The sequence below is a fragment of the Microbacterium tumbae genome, from assembly GCF_054780175.1.
Genome location: NZ_BAAGWV010000002.1, coordinates 818,753 through 835,583, shown reverse-complemented (window position 1 = coordinate 835,583; position 16,831 = coordinate 818,753). Strand labels below are relative to the sequence as shown.

The 16,831-nt window shown below is 68.8% G+C and carries 16 protein-coding genes; 11 read left to right on the top strand and 5 right to left on the bottom strand.

Annotation, left to right across the window (positions count from 1 at the left end; genetic code table 11):
• The first annotated feature begins 9 nt into the window (after window positions 1–9).
• The 8 genes from ACYVGQ_RS11370 (at window position 10) to ACYVGQ_RS11335 (ending at window position 7,162) form a co-directional block, all read left to right on the top strand.
• Window positions 10–504, top strand: a complete 495-nt coding sequence (locus ACYVGQ_RS11370) for a GNAT family N-acetyltransferase (protein WP_460784718.1) — start codon at window positions 10–12, stop codon at window positions 502–504.
• A gap of 76 nt (window positions 505–580) precedes the next feature.
• Window positions 581–3,316, top strand: a complete 2,736-nt coding sequence (locus tag ACYVGQ_RS11365; RefSeq protein ID WP_460784717.1) for an FtsK/SpoIIIE family DNA translocase — start codon at window positions 581–583, stop codon at window positions 3,314–3,316.
• A complete protein-coding gene (gene pgsA, locus ACYVGQ_RS11360) occupies window positions 3,316–3,894 on the top strand; it encodes a CDP-diacylglycerol--glycerol-3-phosphate 3-phosphatidyltransferase (protein WP_460784716.1) in 579 nt (192 codons plus the stop codon). The genes ACYVGQ_RS11365 and pgsA overlap by 1 nt, the downstream gene beginning before the upstream one ends.
• Window positions 3,891–4,373 (top strand): CinA family protein, encoded by a 483-nt coding sequence (locus tag ACYVGQ_RS11355; protein ID WP_460784715.1) that lies wholly within the window; start codon window positions 3,891–3,893, stop codon window positions 4,371–4,373. The genes pgsA and ACYVGQ_RS11355 overlap by 4 nt, the downstream gene beginning before the upstream one ends.
• A gap of 162 nt (window positions 4,374–4,535) precedes the next feature.
• Entirely contained in the window at window positions 4,536–4,844 is a 309-nt protein-coding gene (locus tag ACYVGQ_RS11350; protein ID WP_452330205.1) for a helix-turn-helix domain-containing protein, read from the top strand.
• A gap of 23 nt (window positions 4,845–4,867) precedes the next feature.
• Window positions 4,868–5,092 carry a DUF3046 domain-containing protein gene (locus ACYVGQ_RS11345; RefSeq protein ID WP_460784714.1) on the top strand — a complete coding sequence of 75 codons (225 nt, stop codon included), beginning with the start codon at window positions 4,868–4,870 and terminating at the stop codon, window positions 5,090–5,092.
• Window positions 5,093–5,360: 268 nt separating this feature from the next.
• The gene (gene recA / locus ACYVGQ_RS11340; protein WP_460784713.1) at window positions 5,361–6,407 is read left to right on the top strand and encodes a recombinase RecA; all 1,047 of its coding nucleotides are present in this window, start codon (window positions 5,361–5,363) and stop codon (window positions 6,405–6,407) included.
• A gap of 314 nt (window positions 6,408–6,721) precedes the next feature.
• Complete coding sequence (locus ACYVGQ_RS11335) at window positions 6,722–7,162, top strand: regulatory protein RecX (protein ID WP_460784712.1); 441 nt, start codon at window positions 6,722–6,724, stop codon at window positions 7,160–7,162.
• Window positions 7,163–7,306: 144 nt separating this feature from the next.
• Here the strand turns inward: ACYVGQ_RS11335 and ACYVGQ_RS11330 are convergent, their stop codons facing one another.
• Genes ACYVGQ_RS11330 through ACYVGQ_RS11310 form a run of 5 tightly spaced genes read right to left on the bottom strand, consistent with a single transcriptional unit; the run spans window position 7,307 to window position 13,407 of the window.
• Window positions 7,307–9,319: an HlyD family efflux transporter periplasmic adaptor subunit gene (locus tag ACYVGQ_RS11330; RefSeq protein ID WP_460784711.1), complete on the bottom strand. Its 2,013-nt coding sequence runs from the start codon at window positions 9,317–9,319 to the stop codon at window positions 7,307–7,309.
• On the bottom strand, window positions 9,316–10,185 hold the full coding sequence (locus ACYVGQ_RS11325) for a hypothetical protein (protein WP_460784710.1): 870 nt from the start codon (window positions 10,183–10,185) through the stop codon (window positions 9,316–9,318). The genes ACYVGQ_RS11330 and ACYVGQ_RS11325 overlap by 4 nt, the downstream gene beginning before the upstream one ends.
• A 20-nt stretch (window positions 10,186–10,205) precedes the next feature.
• Window positions 10,206–11,438, bottom strand: a complete 1,233-nt coding sequence (locus ACYVGQ_RS11320; protein ID WP_460784709.1) for an ABC transporter permease — start codon at window positions 11,436–11,438, stop codon at window positions 10,206–10,208.
• A complete protein-coding gene (locus ACYVGQ_RS11315) occupies window positions 11,435–12,172 on the bottom strand; it encodes an ABC transporter ATP-binding protein (RefSeq protein ID WP_460784708.1) in 738 nt (245 codons plus the stop codon). Before ACYVGQ_RS11315 ends, ACYVGQ_RS11320 begins: the two co-directional genes overlap by 4 nt.
• Window positions 12,169–13,407, bottom strand: a complete 1,239-nt coding sequence (locus tag ACYVGQ_RS11310; protein ID WP_460784707.1) for an efflux RND transporter periplasmic adaptor subunit — start codon at window positions 13,405–13,407, stop codon at window positions 12,169–12,171. Before ACYVGQ_RS11310 ends, ACYVGQ_RS11315 begins: the two co-directional genes overlap by 4 nt.
• A gap of 184 nt (window positions 13,408–13,591) precedes the next feature.
• Here ACYVGQ_RS11310 and miaB point away from each other — a divergent pair, with 184 nt between their 5' ends.
• From miaB to ACYVGQ_RS11295, 3 genes are all read left to right on the top strand, one after another.
• A complete protein-coding gene (gene miaB / locus ACYVGQ_RS11305) occupies window positions 13,592–15,142 on the top strand; it encodes a tRNA (N6-isopentenyl adenosine(37)-C2)-methylthiotransferase MiaB (RefSeq protein ID WP_460784706.1) in 1,551 nt (516 codons plus the stop codon).
• Between the two features lie 257 nt (window positions 15,143–15,399).
• Window positions 15,400–16,296 carry a tRNA (adenosine(37)-N6)-dimethylallyltransferase MiaA gene (miaA, locus tag ACYVGQ_RS11300; protein ID WP_460784852.1) on the top strand — a complete coding sequence of 299 codons (897 nt, stop codon included), beginning with the start codon at window positions 15,400–15,402 and terminating at the stop codon, window positions 16,294–16,296.
• A complete protein-coding gene (locus ACYVGQ_RS11295; RefSeq protein ID WP_460784705.1) occupies window positions 16,293–16,823 on the top strand; it encodes a dihydrofolate reductase family protein in 531 nt (176 codons plus the stop codon). Before miaA ends, ACYVGQ_RS11295 begins: the two co-directional genes overlap by 4 nt.
• Window positions 16,824–16,831 lie beyond the last annotated feature (8 nt).

Sequence of the window (16,831 nt, the reverse complement as noted above, 5' to 3'; positions counted from 1 at the left end):
ACTCCGGTCATGTCGGGTGTCTACACGATCCGCCCCGCGGGGCAGGCGGATGCGACGTTCCTCGGCGACATGGTCGTCGAGGCGGCCAACTGGCGTGCGGGAGGCGTGCGGCCTCGACATGAGGTGATCGCCTCTCCGGACCACCGCCGCTACATCGCGGGATGGATGCGACCCGCGGATGCGGGCTTCGTCGCCGTGGACGAGGTCGGCGGCCCCATCGGCGCCGCCTGGTACCGGATGCTGCCGCGGAACGATCCCGGCTTCGGCTTCGTCGGCACGGCGGTGCCCGAGCTCATCATCGGCGTGCGGCCGATCTGGCGCGCCCACGGCATCGGACGGGTGCTGCTGCGCACGCTCGTCCGTCATGCCGGGGAGCAGGGGCACAGCAGGATCAGCCTGAGCGTCGAACGCGACAACTTCGCCCGGACGCTCTACCGGTCAGAGGGATTCGCAGTGACGCAGCGCGGGTTGATGCGCGACACGATGGTGTACCGGATCGGCTGATCCCACGGCATCGGCGATACGCCCGAAAGCCGCGTCATTACGCGGCGATGTCGGATGCTGGCCGTAACGTGAAGGCATGGCCAGGAGCACCACCAAGACTCAGAGCGCCTCGGAGAAGTCCTCGTCGCGCTCTCGTGCTGCGACGGCTCCCACGAAGAAGCTGCCGCCCGCACCGAAGAAGTACATCGACGACGCCGACAGGCCCCCGCTCGCCGTGCGGGCCTGGGGCGGCGTCGCCCACGGTGTGGGAGGGCTGTTCCGCGCCTTCGGGCCTGAGGTCCTCGAGAAGGATCAGCGGCGCGACGGCTTCCCGCTGTTCCTCGTGCTGCTGGCCTGCCTGGGTGCGGTGAACGAGTGGTTCTTCATCGGCAACGAGGTCGCGGCGAACATCAGCGCGTACAGCGTCGGCGGCCTCGTCGGGCGAACGGCCTTCCTCATGCCCGTGCTGCTCCTCCTGCTCGCGGGATGGCTTTTCCGGCATCCGTCCTCCGTGCACGACAACGGGCGCATCGGGATCGGCTTCGGGCTGTTCGTGCTCACCCTCGCGGGGTTCTGCCATGTCGCGGCCGGCGTCCCTGGCGCGGCCGGCGAGATCGTGCGAGCCCAGCCCAAGCAGGGCATGCTCGCCCTCAGCGAGGCCGGCGGGCTGTTCGGCTGGATGGTGGGCGAGCCGCTGTCGTATCTCACGCCTATCGGCGCCTACATCGTCCTGGCGCTCCTCGGCGCGCTCAGCATCCTGATCCTCACCAAGACGCCGCCGAACCGCATCGGCCGACGGCTCGGCGACCTGTACGCGTGGATGTTCGACGCCGAGCGTGTGGAGAAGCCTGCGAAGGACGCGGCCGCGATCGACGAGTCGGACCAGGTCGACGATCCCGACGTGCTGCCCTGGTGGCGCAGGAACAAGACGGGACGCGAGGAAGACCCGGATGGCGCCTCCGACTCGCAGGCGATCACCGAGATGTTCGCCCCTGCGGCGACGCCGGCCTTCGACCAGGCGGTGATCGTCGATGACGGGCAGGATGCGGCGACCGAGGTGCTCACCGATGTGCAGGCGCTCACGCGGATGCTGTCGGAGAAGAACACGACCGCGCTCATGGACGACGGCGGCGACACCGGCGAGCAGCCGGAACTGCCAGGTCTCGACGGCTTCGGCACCGAGGGCGCGGGGGAGCGCGGCCCCCAGGCTCCGGTCGCGCCGTACCATCTGCCGTCCACCGCACTGCTGAAGGAGGGACCGCCGCCCGTCCTGCGGTCCGAGGCGACCGATCGCGTGATCGAGCAGATCACGAGCGTGCTCACGCAGTTCAAGGTCGACGCGAAGGTCACCGGCTTCTCGCGCGGACCGACGGTCACCCAGTACGAGGTCGAGGTCGGACACGGCGTCAAGGTCGAGAAGATCCTCCAGCTGAGCAACAACTTCGCCTACGCCGTCGCCTCGAACGACGTGCGCATCCTCTCGCCGATCCCGGGGAAGAGCGCGATCGGCATCGAGATCCCGAACGCCGACAAGGAGATGGTGGCGCTCGGCGACGTGCTCCGCTCGCCCGCGGCGACGAAGAGCACGCACCCGATGACGATCGGCGTCGGCAAGGACGTCGGCGGCAACATCGTCGTCGCCAACCTGGCCAAGATGCCCCACCTGCTGGTGGCCGGCTCCACAGGGTCCGGAAAGTCCAGCTTCGTGAACTCGATGATCACGAGCCTGCTGATGCGCGCCAAGCCCGCCGATGTGCGCATGGTGCTCATCGACCCGAAGCGGGTGGAGCTGACCAGCTACGCCGGGGTGCCGCACCTGATCACTCCCATCATCACGAACCCGAAGAAGGCCGCAGAGGCTCTCCAGTGGGTCGTGAAGGAGATGGACATGCGGTACGACGACCTCGCGTCGTTCGGCTTCCGTCACATCGACGACTTCAACCGGGCGGTGCGCGCGGGCGAGGTGGAGGTTCCGCTCGGCAGCGAGCGGGTTCTCAAGCCGTACCCGTATCTGCTGGTGGTCGTCGACGAGCTGGCCGACCTCATGATGGTCGCACCGCGCGATGTGGAGGACTCGATCGTCCGCATCACCCAGCTCGCCCGCGCCTCGGGCATCCACCTGGTCCTCGCGACCCAGCGTCCGAGCGTGGACGTCGTGACGGGGCTGATCAAGGCGAACGTCCCGTCCCGTCTCGCCTTCGCCGTCACGAGCGTCACGGACAGCCGCGTCATCCTCGACGCCCCTGGCGCCGACAAGCTCATCGGACAGGGCGACGCGCTGTTCTCGCCGATGGGTTCCTCCAAGCCCTTCCGCCTGCAAGGCGCATGGGTGGACGAGAAGGAGATCGAGGCGGTCGTCAAGCACGTCACCGCCCAGGCCCGTCCGGAGTATCGCCCGGACGTCGCGGAGTCGGCAGAGGCGAAGAAGAAGGAGGTCGACGAGGACATCGGCGACGACCTCGAGCTGCTGCTCGCGGCGGCTGAACTCGTGGTCTCCTCGCAGTTCGGCTCGACCTCGATGCTGCAGCGCAAGCTCCGGGTCGGATTCGCGAAGGCCGGGCGTCTGATGGACCTGCTCGAGTCCAGGGAGATCGTCGGGCCGTCCGAGGGATCCAAGGCTCGTGACGTGCTGGTCACGGCCGAGCAGCTCGGCGGCGTGATGGCGAAGCTGCGCGGAGAAGAGCCCGCTGCTCCGGCTCAGTCCCCGTCGGCGGCCTCCGCGACAGCGGCAGCCGCGTACGATCCGATCGAGGCGCAGTTCGAGGGCCTGCCTGTCGTCGAAGCCGAAGGCGATGGCGATGAAGACGCCTGGGGCCTGACGGGTCGCGACTGATGGCGATCCCCCGCCAACTGCCCAACGCGATCACGATCGCGCGCATCCCGCTGGCGGTCGTCTTCTTCGTGCTCCTCCTGCTGAGCGGGACCCACGGTCTCGGCGATCTCGTCGTACGCTGGATCGCCGGATGCCTGTTCGTGCTCGCCATCTCGACCGACTGGGTCGACGGGTATCTCGCCCGCCGGTACGACATCGTCAGCGACTTCGGCAAGCTCTGGGATCCGATCGCCGACAAACTGCTCACCGGGGCGGGGTTCGTCGGGCTTGCGATCCTCGGCGAATGGCCGTGGTGGATCGTCATCGTGATCCTGATCCGGGAGTGGGGGATCACGGTCCACCGGTTCGTCGTGGCGAAGCAGCACATCGTGGCGGCCGCCTGGATGGGCAAGATCAAGACCGCTCTCCAGGGCGTCACGCTCGGCTGGTGGCTGCTTCCGCTGCACGTCTGGATCGGCATGGACGTCTGGCTCGGCATCGGCATCGTGCTGATGTGGGCGACGCTCGTGCTCACCGTGGCGAGCGGCGTCGACTACGTCGTCGCTCAGATACGCGGCGCACGCGGGGGACGACGATGAGCACCGCCGCCGACGTCGTCGCCGCGCTTCTCGAGCGCGGCTGGACCCTCGGCGTCGCGGAGTCGTTGACGGGCGGAGCGCTGTCCTCGGCGATCGTCTCGGTTCCTGGCGCGTCAACGGTGTTGAACGGAGCGGTCGTGGCATACGCGACGCCGGTGAAGCACTCGGTGCTGGGAGTGGATTCCGAGCTGCTGCATGCGCACGGGCCGGTTCATCCCGAGGTGGCGCAGCAGATGGCCGACGGCGTGCGTTCCGTGGTGGCTGTGGAAGGCAGGCCGGCAGACGTCGGCATGGCGACCACGGGCATCGCCGGTCCCGCCTCGCCGGATGGACAGCCGGTCGGGACCGTGCACATCGGAGTGGCGACGCCGAGCGGCACCAGCTCCTTCGGGTTCCGGTTCGGCGGCGACCGTGACGAGATCCGTCGTCAGTCCGTGGATGCTGCGCTGTCCGCCGTCTTGAGGATGCTCGGGGAATAGCATTCTGTCGCCTGAGGTTGAGTCAAGTGTGCTCAATGCTCAGTTCGCAACGCTCACAACGAAACCACAGAGTAAAACGGTAGATTCGACCCCATCCAGTCGGGTTAGACTGGCGATCCGCTCGGCGTCGAATTCGACGACGGGGAACGAGAGGAGGTTCCGATGATTCTTGTCCGCCAGGAGATCGGCGATGTGCTGAGGGACTTCCGCCTTCAGAAGGGGCGTACGCTCCGTCAGGTGGCCGGCAAGGCCTCCGTCGCGCTCGGATACCTCAGCGAGGTTGAGCGTGGGCAGAAGGAAGCCTCGAGCGAGATCCTCGCATCGGTGGCTGAAGCGCTCGATGTTCCCATCTCGACGATCATGCGCGAGGTCGGCGACCGCATCTCGGTGCTAGAGGGGCTGCAGGTCTTCCCGGATGTCGTTCCGGACGATCTGGTCGCATCGATCGAGCCCGAGCTCTCGTTGCATTGACCGCGGGAGCGTGATCCTGCACGATGCGACGCAGTGAGTTCCTGCGGGCTGTCGATGCCGAGTTCGGCGCGCGCGGTGCATCGCTGGTGAACGATCTCGTGCTGAACGAGCTGGGAGGGCGCACGCCGGCGCAGGCGCTGGATGCCGGGGTTCCGCCCCGGGACATCTGGCTCACGCTGTGCGTCGCCACCGATGTGCCGCTCGCGAGGCGTCACGGTGCGGGTCGGCTGGAGCCGCGTCGGCGCTGAGTCCGTCGTTCGAGCGCATCTGCGTCGCGCAGGCTGCGTCGTCCGGCGTGTCGTCGAAGATCTGTTCGAGATGCGCGTATTGTTCTGCACAGGTGGTTGAAAGTCTCGTCTTTCGACGGTTAGAGGGCTCCACCGACACGATGTCGGAGGTCCCCTCTACCGTGAGGGACATGGCGGTAAGCCATACGCCTTGTCGGAGAGTCCGCCCCAGCCGGGGAGGGCCGCGACAGCCTACAGGCGGCAGCAGCGCGAGCAGAAGGAGCACGTCATGCCATCACCCGCAGACCGCGAGAAGGCCCTGGAATCGGCCCTCGCCCAGATCGACCGGCAGTTCGGAAAAGGCTCGGTCATGCGACTGGGCAGCGACGAGCGCGCACCGGTCGAGGTCATCCCCACGGGCTCCATCGCCCTCGACGTCGCCCTCGGCGTCGGCGGACTCCCGCGCGGCCGCATCATCGAGATCTACGGGCCGGAGTCCTCGGGTAAGACGACCCTGACACTGCACGCGATCGCCAACGCCCAGCGCGCCGGCGGCATCGCCGCGTTCGTCGATGCGGAGCACGCGCTCGACCCCGATTACGCCGCGAAGCTCGGCGTGGACATCGACCAGCTCCTCGTCTCCCAGCCGGACACCGGTGAGCAGGCGCTCGAGATCGCCGACATGCTGATCCGCTCCGGTGCGATCGACCTCGTCGTCATCGACTCCGTCGCCGCGCTCGTTCCGCGCGCGGAGATCGAGGGAGAGATGGGCGACTCCCATGTGGGTCTGCAGGCCCGCCTCATGTCGCAGGCCCTGCGCAAGCTGACGGGTGGGCTGAATCAGACCAAGACCACAGCGATCTTCATCAACCAGCTCCGCGAGAAGATCGGCGTGTTCTTCGGCTCCCCCGAGACCACGGCCGGTGGCAAGGCGCTGAAGTTCTACGCCTCGGTGCGGCTCGACATCCGTCGCATCGAGACCCTCAAGGACGGCACGGAGGCGGTCGGAAACCGCACCCGTGTGAAGGTCGTCAAGAACAAGATGGCTCCGCCGTTCAAGCAGGCCGAGTTCGACATCCTCTACGGCATCGGCATTTCGCGCGAGGGCAGCCTGATCGACTTCGGCGTGGAGCACAACATCGTGAAGAAGTCGGGTTCCTGGTACACCTACGACGGCGACCAGCTCGGGCAGGGCAAGGAGAACGCACGCGCGTTCCTCATCAACAATCCGGATGTCGCCCTGGCGATCGAGACGCAGATCAAGCAGAAGCTGGGCATCGGCAGTGCCGCGGCGCCCGAGGTCGCCGACGAGCTCGCCCAGCGGCGCCCGGCCTGATCATGACAGGTGAGAACGGGGGCGGGGAGCACCTCGCCCCCGTGATCCCGTTGTTCGGCGCAGGAAGCGTGAAGCAGACCGAGAACGCGATACGAGGACGGCCGGGCGATCCCGAGGGCGCGCCCAGCGAACGGCATCCGGCAAGCGGGGCCTGGTCCCGGCCACGTGATGTGACAACGCCTGTCGTTCGTCTGCGAGCCCTGCATTCGCAGGAAGATGCTCCTCGCGAGGGGGCTGCCGAAGACGTCGCGGATCCTGTCGTGGAGGGGGAGCGCGCCACAGAGGCTCTCGTGCGCAAGCTCAGGGCGAGGTCTATGTCCGTTGCAGAGGCGAGCACGTTCCTCCGTGGCCATCAGCTGTCATCGGTGCAGGTCGATGAGATCATCGACGAGTTCCTGGCACGCAAGTACCTGGATGACCGGATCCTCGCCGGGCACCTCGTGGTGTCCGGGCATGAGCGCAAGGGACAGGGCAGGATCGCTCTGGGGAGGGTCCTCGCACAGCGCGGTATTCCGCGCGACATCGCCGATGCGGCGCTCGCGGAGCTGCCGGACGATGACTTCGAGCGCGCCCTGGAGTTCGCGCGCGGCAAGACCCGCGCTATGGCGAGGCTCGACGCTGAGACGGCGAAGCGACGGCTTTCCGGCCAACTCGCCCGCCGCGGGTATTCAGGGAGTCTGGTCTCCAAAGTGGTGCGCCAGGCGTTGCAGGAGCAGTTCTCGGGCGGCTCGTCCTCCGGGGTGCGCTTCGAGTAGGACTCGGCCTCGCGAACATGCCCGGACCGTGAGCGAGGCCATGGCTGTCGGAGCAGCGATGCGCTGCAGCGGTACGGCGGACGACCGCGCGGGGACCCAGGGCCGCACCGTGACGGGTGCGACCCTGGGTCTCTCTCCGCGAGCTCAGTTTCCGGGGGGAGTGAAGCCGCCCCCGCTGTCGGAGAAGCCTCCAGCGGGAATGCCGACTCCGTCGGGGAAGGTGAACTCCTGATCGTTGGAGCCTCCGAGACCGGTGAGCCCCGTCTCGCTCTCCTCATCTGCAGTGATGACCTGGTTGAGGTCCGCCAGCACGACGACATCCCCTTCGGACAGGCCGTCGATGATCTCGGTCCGTTCGGCGCCGGCCGCACCCAGCGTCACAGCGGACGTCTCCGTCCTCCCGTCGACCAGCCGGGTCACGGTCGCCCCCGTGTTCGTCCGGGTGACGGCCGAGGTGGGGACGGTGAGGACGCCGACGGCATCCGCCAGCTGGACGTCCACGTCGGCGGTGGCGCCGATGCGCGGCGACTCGTCACCGGCATCCACGGAGATGGTGATCGTGTACGACGGTGTCGAGGTCGTGGAGACGTTCAGCACGCCGATCGAGGTGACCTCGCCGACGTAGGTCGCGCCGAAGGCAGGCAGGGTGATGCCGGCCGACTGCCCGACCTCGACACCCGTGATCCTGCTGAGGGTCACCGTCGCCTGCACCACGTAGCCGCCGTCGCCCTGCACCGTGATGACCGCGGCATCGGAGGCCGAGGCGACCGCGTCGCCGACGGTCATCCCTACGGAGACGATGGTCCCGGAGATCGGGCTCGTGATGCTCGCGAAGGTGAGATTCTGCGCGGCGATCGCGAGTTCCGCCTCGGCGACGGCGATCGCGGCTCGATCTGCGAGAATGCGCTCTGCGGTGATCGACCCCGAACCGGCCGACAGCGCATCGCTCGATCCGGGAGCGGACTCGCTTCCGGATGAAAGGGAGGCGGATGAGTCCGCGCCCGACGAGCTCTCCGCCGAGGCAACGGGTCCCGTCCCCGTCGATCCGGCTCCCTCTGCGGAGGAGTCTGCATCGGGCGTCGCGCTGTCAGAGATGCCGAGCAGCTTCCGCAGAGCGGCGACCTTCTCATCCAGTGCCGTGGCGGCATCCGTCAGAGCCGAGTTCGCCGCCTGGGCGGTGGATTGCGCCTCCTCGGAGACGGCGATCGCCGTCTGGCAGTCGGCGAGCTGAGCCTGGACCGTCTCCAACGCGCTCTGGAGCCCATCGGCGGCATCGTCTTCGGACGAGGGATCGTCGTCCGAGCCGGAGTCCTGCTCCTCCGCCGACTCTGCGGGCGCTCCCTCCGCGGCTTCGGCACCGTCCGTTGCCGAAGCGCCGTCCTGGCCGTCCTCGGTGAGGGTCGCATCGAGGAACGGCGCGCAGATCTCCTCCGCCTGCGCGACGGCGGACGAGGATTCCTCGCCGGTTGAGGTCGCCGCCTCATACTGCTCCAGGAGCGCCTGCTGCGCCGCGGTCACCGCCTCGAGCGCCTTCTGCGTGGCAGCGTCGTCGGACGTGCTCCCGGTGGACCCCGAACCCGATCCCGAAGAATCGGATCCCGTGGTACCAGGCTCCGACGCATTGTTCGATCCCGCCGATCCCGTCGTCGATGAAGCCGACGAACTCGATGAACCGTTCGACTGCGCCTCGAGATCGTCCTCGAGCGACTGCTCGGCACTCGCCACTGCATCCCGGGCGCTCGTGACGGCCTGTTCGAGATCCGTGGCGTCGATCGTGGCGAGCCGCTGGCCCGCGGTGACCTGATCGCCCAGCGCGACCAGGACGGAATCGACGGTGCCGGACACCTGGAAGGCGACGTCGCTGCTGTCCGCCGTAGCGAGCTGCCCGCTCAGCGCCAGCGTCTCCGTGACGTCGGCGATCTCCGCGAGGGCGGTGCGGTACTCGCCCCCGCCGTCCTGCGCCGCCGCATAGACGGCGCTCGTCCCGGAGCCCAGGGCGACCGCCGCGACGGCGACTCCCGCGATGACCCGATTGCGTCGGCGCGCGAAGACCGCGCCCCCTCGGCTGCGCACTCTCGCATAGAGGGGGATGCGCGCCGGTGCGTCCTCGATGACGGCGTCGTCTTCCGCTCCGCGCCGAGCCTCCTCGGCGGTCATTCGCCGCTCTCCGTGTCGCCGTCCGGACGGTCACCGCCCGGGAGACCGCCGGGCGTCCCCCCGAAGCCGCCGGAGCACTCGCCGTCCTCATCCGCATCGGACAAGGCGAGAGATGTGGCGTCGTAGCCGCCCGCGCCGTCCGCCTCGCCGATCGCGGTCACGCACAGTCCGGTCGCGATGTCGTCGGCGGTGGCGTCGACGGTGCCCGTGACCGCCGTGTCGTCGGTGAGAGCGATGTCGGAGGTCGTCGTCTCGGCATCCTCGCCGAAGCCGAGGGACTCGACGGACACTGTGCCGTCGGCCGTCGCGGTCACCGTGCCGTTCACGAACGAGCCGAAGCCGCCGCCCTGCATGTCCGGGGCGCCGGAGGGCATGTCGGTCGGCATCCCCTCCGGAAGTTCGCCGTCGCCGGCCGGCTCACCCTCGCCGGCCGACTCGCCGCCGGGGAATCCGTCGCGTCCGCCGAATCCCGTCGTGCAGGTGCCGTCGTCGGCTGCCGCCGACACGGTCACGGAGGTCGCCGTCGTCCCGTCCTCGTCGGTCACGATCGTGACGCAGTCCCCGATCTCGATCGCGGAGGCATCCAGGGCGACGGCCTTCGTGATCGCGGTGTCATCGGTATAGCGCACGGCCGTCTGCTCCTCGGAGCCCTGGACCTGCAGGAGTCCGTCCTCGGCGGAGGCGACGAGTCCGCTCACGCCCTCGGGCGCCTGCGGGGACTGCTGGCCGTCGGAGGGGCGATCGGTCGATGCCGCTTCCGGTTGGTCCGCTGCGGCAGCGCAGCCGGCCAGGAGCAGAGCGCCGGCCACGAGCAGGCCGGAGGCCATGCCGAGCATGCGCAGGCGCGAGGGGGTCGAAGTGATCATGTCTTTCTTCCTTGTCGGGGTCATTCGCTGCGGAGAGCGTCGATGGGAACGAGGCGTGCCGCCCTGGCGGCCGGATACACGCCGAAGGTGAGGCTGATCGCGATCGCCACGCCGAGTGCGAGGAAGACGATCGGGATGGAGACGACCACGGAGCTGCCGATGATCGCGGGGAGGACGAGCGCCGCGACGATGCCGAGGACGATGCCGACGAGACCGCCGCCGAGTCCGAGGACCGCGGCCTCCAGCAGGAACTGATTCCGGATCGCTCCCGGCGGCGCGCCCAGTGCCTTGCGCAGGCCGATCTCCCTGGTGCGCTCGCTGACGGACACGAGCATGATGTTCATCACGCCGATGCCGCCGACGAGCAGGGAGAGCGCGGCGACGCCGGCGAGCAGCACCGTCAGCGTCTGGTAGATCGCGGTGGCCGTGCTCACGAGCGCATCCTGACTCTCGAGCGTGAAGTCCGCGTCCTCGGCGGCGGTGATCCCGTGGACGTTCAGGAGGATCGACTGCACCTCCTGATACGCGGCCGACAGCACCTCGTCCGAGGCCGCTTTGACGTAGATCGTGCTGACCGCCGATGCCGTCGTGCCGCCCATGACGGTGCTGGTGGCGGTCGACAGCGGGATGATCGCCGCATCGTCCAGGTTCGTCGAGGAGCTCGAACCCGCCGAGGCGAGCACCCCGACGATCTCGAAGGAGCTGCTGTCGATCGTGACGCTCTGTCCTATGACGTTCGTGGTGCCGAACAGCTCTTCAGCCGTCTCCGAGCCGAGGACGACGACCCGCGCATTCGATGAGTAGTCCTCGTCCGAGAAGAAGTCGCCGACGGCGACCTCGCGCGATCGCACCTCGGTCCAGGACGTCGTCGTCCCGGTGACGGTCGTCGTCCAGTTCGTGTCGTTCGCGACCAGGGAGAGCGAAGACGTCTTCTCGGGAGCGACGCTCTGCACATCCGGAGCCGCGATCTCGGAATCGAGGGCCTCCGCATCCGCAGCGGTGAGCGTCGTGGAGGTCCCGAATCCGCCGCGCACGCCACTGGAGTCCGTGCTGGATCCGGGGGAGACGATGAGGAGGTTGCTGCCCAGCGAGCTGATCTCGGCGCTGACGTCCTTCTGCGTGCCCAGGCCGAGGCCGACGGTGACGACCACGGCCGCGACGCCGACGAGGATGCCGACGACGGTTAGGAGGGAGCGCAGGGTGTGCGATCGGATCGCGTGCCACGCGGTGGCGAGGGTCTCGGACCAGTTCATGCCCCCTCCTCCTCGCCGTGGAGGAGGCCGTCGCGCACCAGGGCGATGCGGCCGGCGCGTCCGCCGACCTCGGTCTCGTGGGTGATGAGCACGATGGTGCGTCCGGATGCGTTGAGCTCGTCGAGGAGTCCGAGGACGTCCTCGGTGGATTCGGAGTCGAGGTTTCCCGTCGGCTCGTCGGCGAGGATCATGGTGGGATCGCCCACGAGAGCTCGTGCCACGGCGACCCGCTGCTGCTGGCCGCCGGAGAGCTCGCTCGGCCGGTTGTCGAGCCGCGACGCCAGGCCCACGCGGGTGAGCGCCGCCGTCGCGCGCTCGCGTCGTTCCTCTTTGCCCACCCCGGCGTAGACGAGGGGCAGCTCGACGTTGCGCAGTGCGGACAGCGAGGGGAGCAGGTGGAACTGCTGGAAGACGAAGCCGATGCGGCGGTTCCGGATCTGCGCCAGCGCGGTCTCGCTGAGCTGATCGACGTCGTCGCCGCCGAGGCGATAGCTCCCGGAGGTGAGGACGTCCAGGCATCCGAGGATGTTCATCAACGTCGACTTCCCCGAACCGGACGGCCCCATGATCGCCAGGTACTCGCCCTCGTCCACGTGGAGATCGATGCCGCGGAGCGCCTCGAATTCGATGTCGCCGGTGCGGTACGTCTTGCGTGCATCGGTGAGTTCGATCACCGCCTCGCGGTGCGCGGACGGATGTCCGTCACCCGATTCCCGCAGGAGGAGCCCGCTCATGGCCGGCTCCCGTCGCTGCCGGGGAAGCCGCCGCTGGGCATCTCGCCGCCGCCGGGGAGCTCGCCCGTTCCACCACCGGGGAAGGATCCGCCGCCGGGGAGCACGCCGGTGCCGGAGTCGCCCTCACCGGGGGTGAAGCTCGCGACGAGGACCTCATCCCCCTCCTCGATCCCGGACAGGATCTCGGTGTAGTCGCCGCTGGTCTCACCGACCTCCACCGTCACGTCCGACTGCGTGCCGTCCTCGGCGATCACGGTGACCGTGCTCGTCTCCTCGGTCGTCGTCACCGCGGCGGAGGGGACCGCCAGCACGTCGGTGCGACGCTCGTAGACGATCGATCCGCTCAGCGAGACGCCGTCGTAGAGTCCTTCGCCTTCGCCGGTGATCGTGATCGAGACCGTGTACTGCGCCGAGCCGTCCGTGGTGCTCGGCAGCAGCGCGACCTCGGAGACGACGCCGAAGTACTCCGTGCCGTCGTCGGAGCTCAGCTCGACCTGCTGGCCCTCGGCGACGTTCGCGACGTCCGTCTCTCCGACGGAAACCGAGATGCTCCACGAGTCGGTGCTCACGATCGAGAAGGCGGCCGTGTCAGAGCCGGAGGCGCTGTCCGTGCTCGCGGCCGCCGAGCCCGGCGCGCCGCTGGTCGATGTCTCCGTGCCGGAGCTCGACGACCCGGAGGATCCGCTGATCCTGTCGCCGACGGCGACGCCGACGCTCGTGATCAGCCCGTCCGCCGGGGCGATCAGTCGTGCATCGTCCATCGCTTGGTCCGCGTCGTCGACCTCCGACTGCGCGACATCGACGGCGGCGGATGCCGCGGCGATGCGGGCGTCGGACTCGCCGGCGTCCTCGGCGTCGGCGAGAGCCGCCTTCGCCTCGGCGAGCGTCGCCTCGGCATCGAGCAGGTCTGCCTCGAGCTGGAGGGTGTCGACGGTCGCGAGGAGATCTCCTGCCGCCACGGCCTGGCCGGCCTCGACCTCCACCGAGGTGACGGTCCCCGACACCTCGAAGCTCACCTCCTCCTGCACGGCGGGGGTGACGGTGCCGCTGGCCGTGACGGTCTTCTCCATGGTCTGCAGACTCGCCGTCTCGGTCCTGGTGATGGTCTCGGCGGCGGCGTCCTGAGACGGCAGCAGGAAGCCGAACACCCAGATCGCGGCGGCGATGACGATCACCGCCGCGACGATGATCTTGGTGCGCAGCCGGAGGCGTGCGAGGAACGTTCGGGCGCTCATGACGGGCGTGGTCTCCTGTCGGGTCACGGAGGGGAAACAGCGGGCTCGCCATCCGAGTGGAGGCGAAGGTCGATGTCTGCGACGTTAGGGATGCCGGTGATGGGCGTCGTAGGCGAGATCGATGAATCCGCTGAGATCCCCCACGCGCTGCCATCGACGCGAGCGAACGTAGAATGTGATCATCATGAGTACTCCGCGCAGCGAACCGACGGTCATCGTGCCCTCTGCCGCGGCCGTCGACGTCGACGGCCGGCAGCGCTCCTACGAGGTGCGCACCTTCGGCTGTCAGATGAACGTCCACGACTCGGAACGTCTCTCCGGATCCCTGGAGAGTGCGGGCTATGTGAAGGCCGCCGCCGGTGAGGAGGCCGACATCGTCATCATCAACACCTGCGCCGTGCGCGACAACGCCGCGGGCAAGCTGTACGGGACGCTCGGCCATCTGAAGAGCCGCAAGGATCGGCACGCCGGCATGCAGATCGCGGTCGGCGGGTGCCTCGCCCAGATGGACAAGGATGCCGTGCTCGACAAGGCCCCGTGGGTGGACGTCGTCTTCGGCACGCACAACATGGGCTCCCTTCCCGGGCTTCTCGAGCGTGCACGCCACAACGGCGACGCCGAACTGGAGATCCTGGAATCGCTCGAGGTGTTCCCCTCGACGCTTCCGACCAAGCGGGACTCGGCGCACAGCGGCTGGGTGTCGATCTCGGTCGGCTGCAACAACACGTGCACGTTCTGCATCGTCCCCAGCCTTCGCGGCAAGGAGAAGGACCGACGGCCCGGCGACATCCTCAACGAGATCCGCCTGCTCGTCGACGACGGCGCGATCGAGGTCACGCTGCTCGGCCAGAACGTGAACTCCTACGGCGTCGAGTTCGGCGACCGCCAGGCCTTCGGCAAGCTCCTGCGCGCGGCGGGTGAGATCGAGGGGCTCGAGCGCATCCGCTTCACGAGCCCCCATCCTGCGGCGTTCACGGACGACGTCATCGCAGCCATGGCGGAGACTCCGGCGGTCATGCCGCAGCTGCACATGCCTCTGCAGTCCGGCAGCGACCGCATCCTCAAGGCGATGCGTCGCTCGTACCGGAGCGAGAGGTTCCTCGGCATCCTCGACCGGGTGCGCGAGCGGATCCCGGACGCGGCGATCTCGACCGACATCATCGTAGGCTTCCCCGGCGAGACCGATGAGGACTTCGAGGACACGATGCGGGTCGTCGAGCAGGCGCGGTTCGCGAACGCCTTCACATTCCAGTACTCGATCCGCGAGGGCACGCCGGCGGCCACCATGGCCGACCAGGTGCCCAAGGAGGTCGTGCAGGAGCGGTACAACCGCCTGATCGCGCTGCAGGAGCGCATCTCGCTGGAGGAGAACCGGAAGCAGGTCGGCCGCGAGGTCGAGGTGCTGGTCTCCGTCGGCGAGGGCAAGAAGGACGCCGAGACGCATCGGCTCACCGGCCGCGCCGAGGACAACCGCCTGGTGCACTTCGAGGTCACCGAGGGGTCCGAGCTGCCCCGGCCAGGGGATGTCGTGACCGTGACGATCACTCATGGCGCGCCCTTCCATCTGCTGGCCGACGATCCGACGGGCGCTCCGCTGCGGATCCGCCGCACGCGCGGCGGGGATGCATGGGATCGCGCCCAGGCAGAGTCCTGTGCGGTGCCCGCTCCCGTCGGAGCCGCCGGGGCTCCTCGCGCGGTCTCGCTGGGCCTGCCGACGCTGCGCATCGGCGTCTGATGGCAGAGGCTCCGCCCTCAGAGGGCGAGCCCTCTCCGTCCGTCGGCCCGTCGGTTCCGGGGGGCGGGTCTTCCCCGTTCGTTGAGTCGGCCGTTCCGGAGGGCGGGTCTTCCCCGTCTGTTGAGTCGGCGGTTCCGGAGGGCGGGTCCTCTCCGTCTGTTGAGCAGACCGTCCCGGGGGGCGGCTTCTCCCCGTTCGTTGAGCGAGCCCGCCCGGAGGGCGAGCGAGTCGAAACGCCCTCCCCGACAGGACCGCGTCTGTGGGCGATCGTCGGAGCGACCGGAACCGGCAAGAGCGATCTCGCGCTTCGGCTCGCGGAGGCGTTGCGCGCTCGGGGAAACGCTGCGGAGATCGTCAATGCCGACGCGATGCAGCTTTACCGGGGCATGGACATCGGCACGGCGAAGCTGCCGGTCGAGGATCGCCGCGGCATCCCGCATCATCTGCTCGATGTCCGCGATGTGACCGAGGCGGCGGCGGTCGCCTGGTACCAGCCCCTCGCCAGAGCGGCGATCGCAGACATCCACGCACGCGGCGGGGACGCGATCCTGGTGGGCGGCTCGGGCCTGTACGTGTCGAGCGTGATCTTCGACTTCCGGTTCCCGCCCAGGGATGCCGAGGTGCGCGGAAGGCTCGAGCGGGAGCTGGACGAGCTCGGCCCTGCTGCCCTGCACGCGCGCCTGCGACAGGCGGATCCCGTGACCGCGGAGCGCGTCGACCCCAAGAACGGTCGTCGCATCGTGCGCGCGCTGGAGGTGCTGGAGCAGGGCGTGGAGACTCATCGCGCTGTGCTTCCGGATGCGCCGGTGCCGTGGCGGTCGGGGACCCGCATCCTCGGAGTCCATCTGGAGCGCGCGGAACTGGTGCAGCGGCTGGATCGCCGGGTGGAGCGGATGTGGGCGGACGGGCTGGTGGAGGAGGTGCGCGCCCTGCGTGAGCTGGGGCTCGAAAGCGGCGTCACCGCGCGACGAGCGATCGGGTACGCGCAGGCGCTGGCGCAGATCGCGGGGGAGAGGACCGAGGTCGAGGCGATCGCCGAGACGCAGGCGCTGACACGGCGCTATGCGCGCCGGCAGGTTTCGTGGTTCAGGAGATACCCCGGTGTCGAATGGATCCCGCCGATGTCGGACCCCGATGGCATCCTGGCCGGATGACGACGCATTTCTACACCGCGACCAGTCTCGACGGCTTCATCGCGACGCGGGAGCACTCGCTCGACTGGCTCCTCACGCAGGACATCGATACCGACGGCCCGATGGCGTACCCGGGTTTCATCCAGGGGATCGGAGCGCTCGCGATGGGCGCCTCGACGTACGAGTGGGTGATGGAGCATGAGAACGGCGCGTGGGGCTACGCGCAGCCGACCTGGGTGTTCACGCACCGCGACTTGGCCCCGCCTGCGACGGGAGACGTGCGCTTCACGCAGAAAGACGTGCGCACAGTACATGCTGAGATGGTCGACGCCGCGGGAGGCAAGGACCTCTGGATCGTCGGTGGGGGAGATCTGGCAGGACAGTTCGCAGATGCCGGCCTTCTCGATGAGGTCTGGGTGCAGTACGCGCCGGTGACGCTCGGAGCCGGGGCCCCGCTGCTGCCCCGGGCGTTGGATCTCGAACTGATCGATCACGCCCGCAACGGAGCGTTCCTCTGCGGGCGGTACCGGGTGCTGTCGCCATCATAAGGGCCGCC

What these genes read in the sequence shown, in the direction of transcription:
- ACYVGQ_RS11370 (WP_460784718.1), top strand. Translation starts at nt 10, where the DNA reads ATGTCGGGTGTCTACACGATCCGCCCCGCGGGGCAGGCGGATGCGACG.
- ACYVGQ_RS11365 (WP_460784717.1), top strand. Translation starts at nt 581, where the DNA reads ATGGCCAGGAGCACCACCAAGACTCAGAGCGCCTCGGAGAAGTCCTCG.
- pgsA (WP_460784716.1), top strand. Translation starts at nt 3,316, where the DNA reads ATGGCGATCCCCCGCCAACTGCCCAACGCGATCACGATCGCGCGCATC.
- ACYVGQ_RS11355 (WP_460784715.1), top strand. Translation starts at nt 3,891, where the DNA reads ATGAGCACCGCCGCCGACGTCGTCGCCGCGCTTCTCGAGCGCGGCTGG.
- ACYVGQ_RS11350 (WP_452330205.1), top strand. Translation starts at nt 4,536, where the DNA reads ATGATTCTTGTCCGCCAGGAGATCGGCGATGTGCTGAGGGACTTCCGC.
- ACYVGQ_RS11345 (WP_460784714.1), top strand. Translation starts at nt 4,868, where the DNA reads ATGCGACGCAGTGAGTTCCTGCGGGCTGTCGATGCCGAGTTCGGCGCG.
- recA (WP_460784713.1), top strand. Translation starts at nt 5,361, where the DNA reads ATGCCATCACCCGCAGACCGCGAGAAGGCCCTGGAATCGGCCCTCGCC.
- ACYVGQ_RS11335 (WP_460784712.1), top strand. Translation starts at nt 6,722, where the DNA reads ATGTCCGTTGCAGAGGCGAGCACGTTCCTCCGTGGCCATCAGCTGTCA.
- ACYVGQ_RS11330 (WP_460784711.1), bottom strand. Translation starts at nt 9,319, where the DNA reads ATGACCGCCGAGGAGGCTCGGCGCGGAGCGGAAGACGACGCCGTCATC.
- ACYVGQ_RS11325 (WP_460784710.1), bottom strand. Translation starts at nt 10,185, where the DNA reads ATGATCACTTCGACCCCCTCGCGCCTGCGCATGCTCGGCATGGCCTCC.
- ACYVGQ_RS11320 (WP_460784709.1), bottom strand. Translation starts at nt 11,438, where the DNA reads ATGAACTGGTCCGAGACCCTCGCCACCGCGTGGCACGCGATCCGATCG.
- ACYVGQ_RS11315 (WP_460784708.1), bottom strand. Translation starts at nt 12,172, where the DNA reads ATGAGCGGGCTCCTCCTGCGGGAATCGGGTGACGGACATCCGTCCGCG.
- ACYVGQ_RS11310 (WP_460784707.1), bottom strand. Translation starts at nt 13,407, where the DNA reads ATGAGCGCCCGAACGTTCCTCGCACGCCTCCGGCTGCGCACCAAGATC.
- miaB (WP_460784706.1), top strand. Translation starts at nt 13,592, where the DNA reads ATGAGTACTCCGCGCAGCGAACCGACGGTCATCGTGCCCTCTGCCGCG.
- ACYVGQ_RS11295 (WP_460784705.1), top strand. Translation starts at nt 16,293, where the DNA reads ATGACGACGCATTTCTACACCGCGACCAGTCTCGACGGCTTCATCGCG.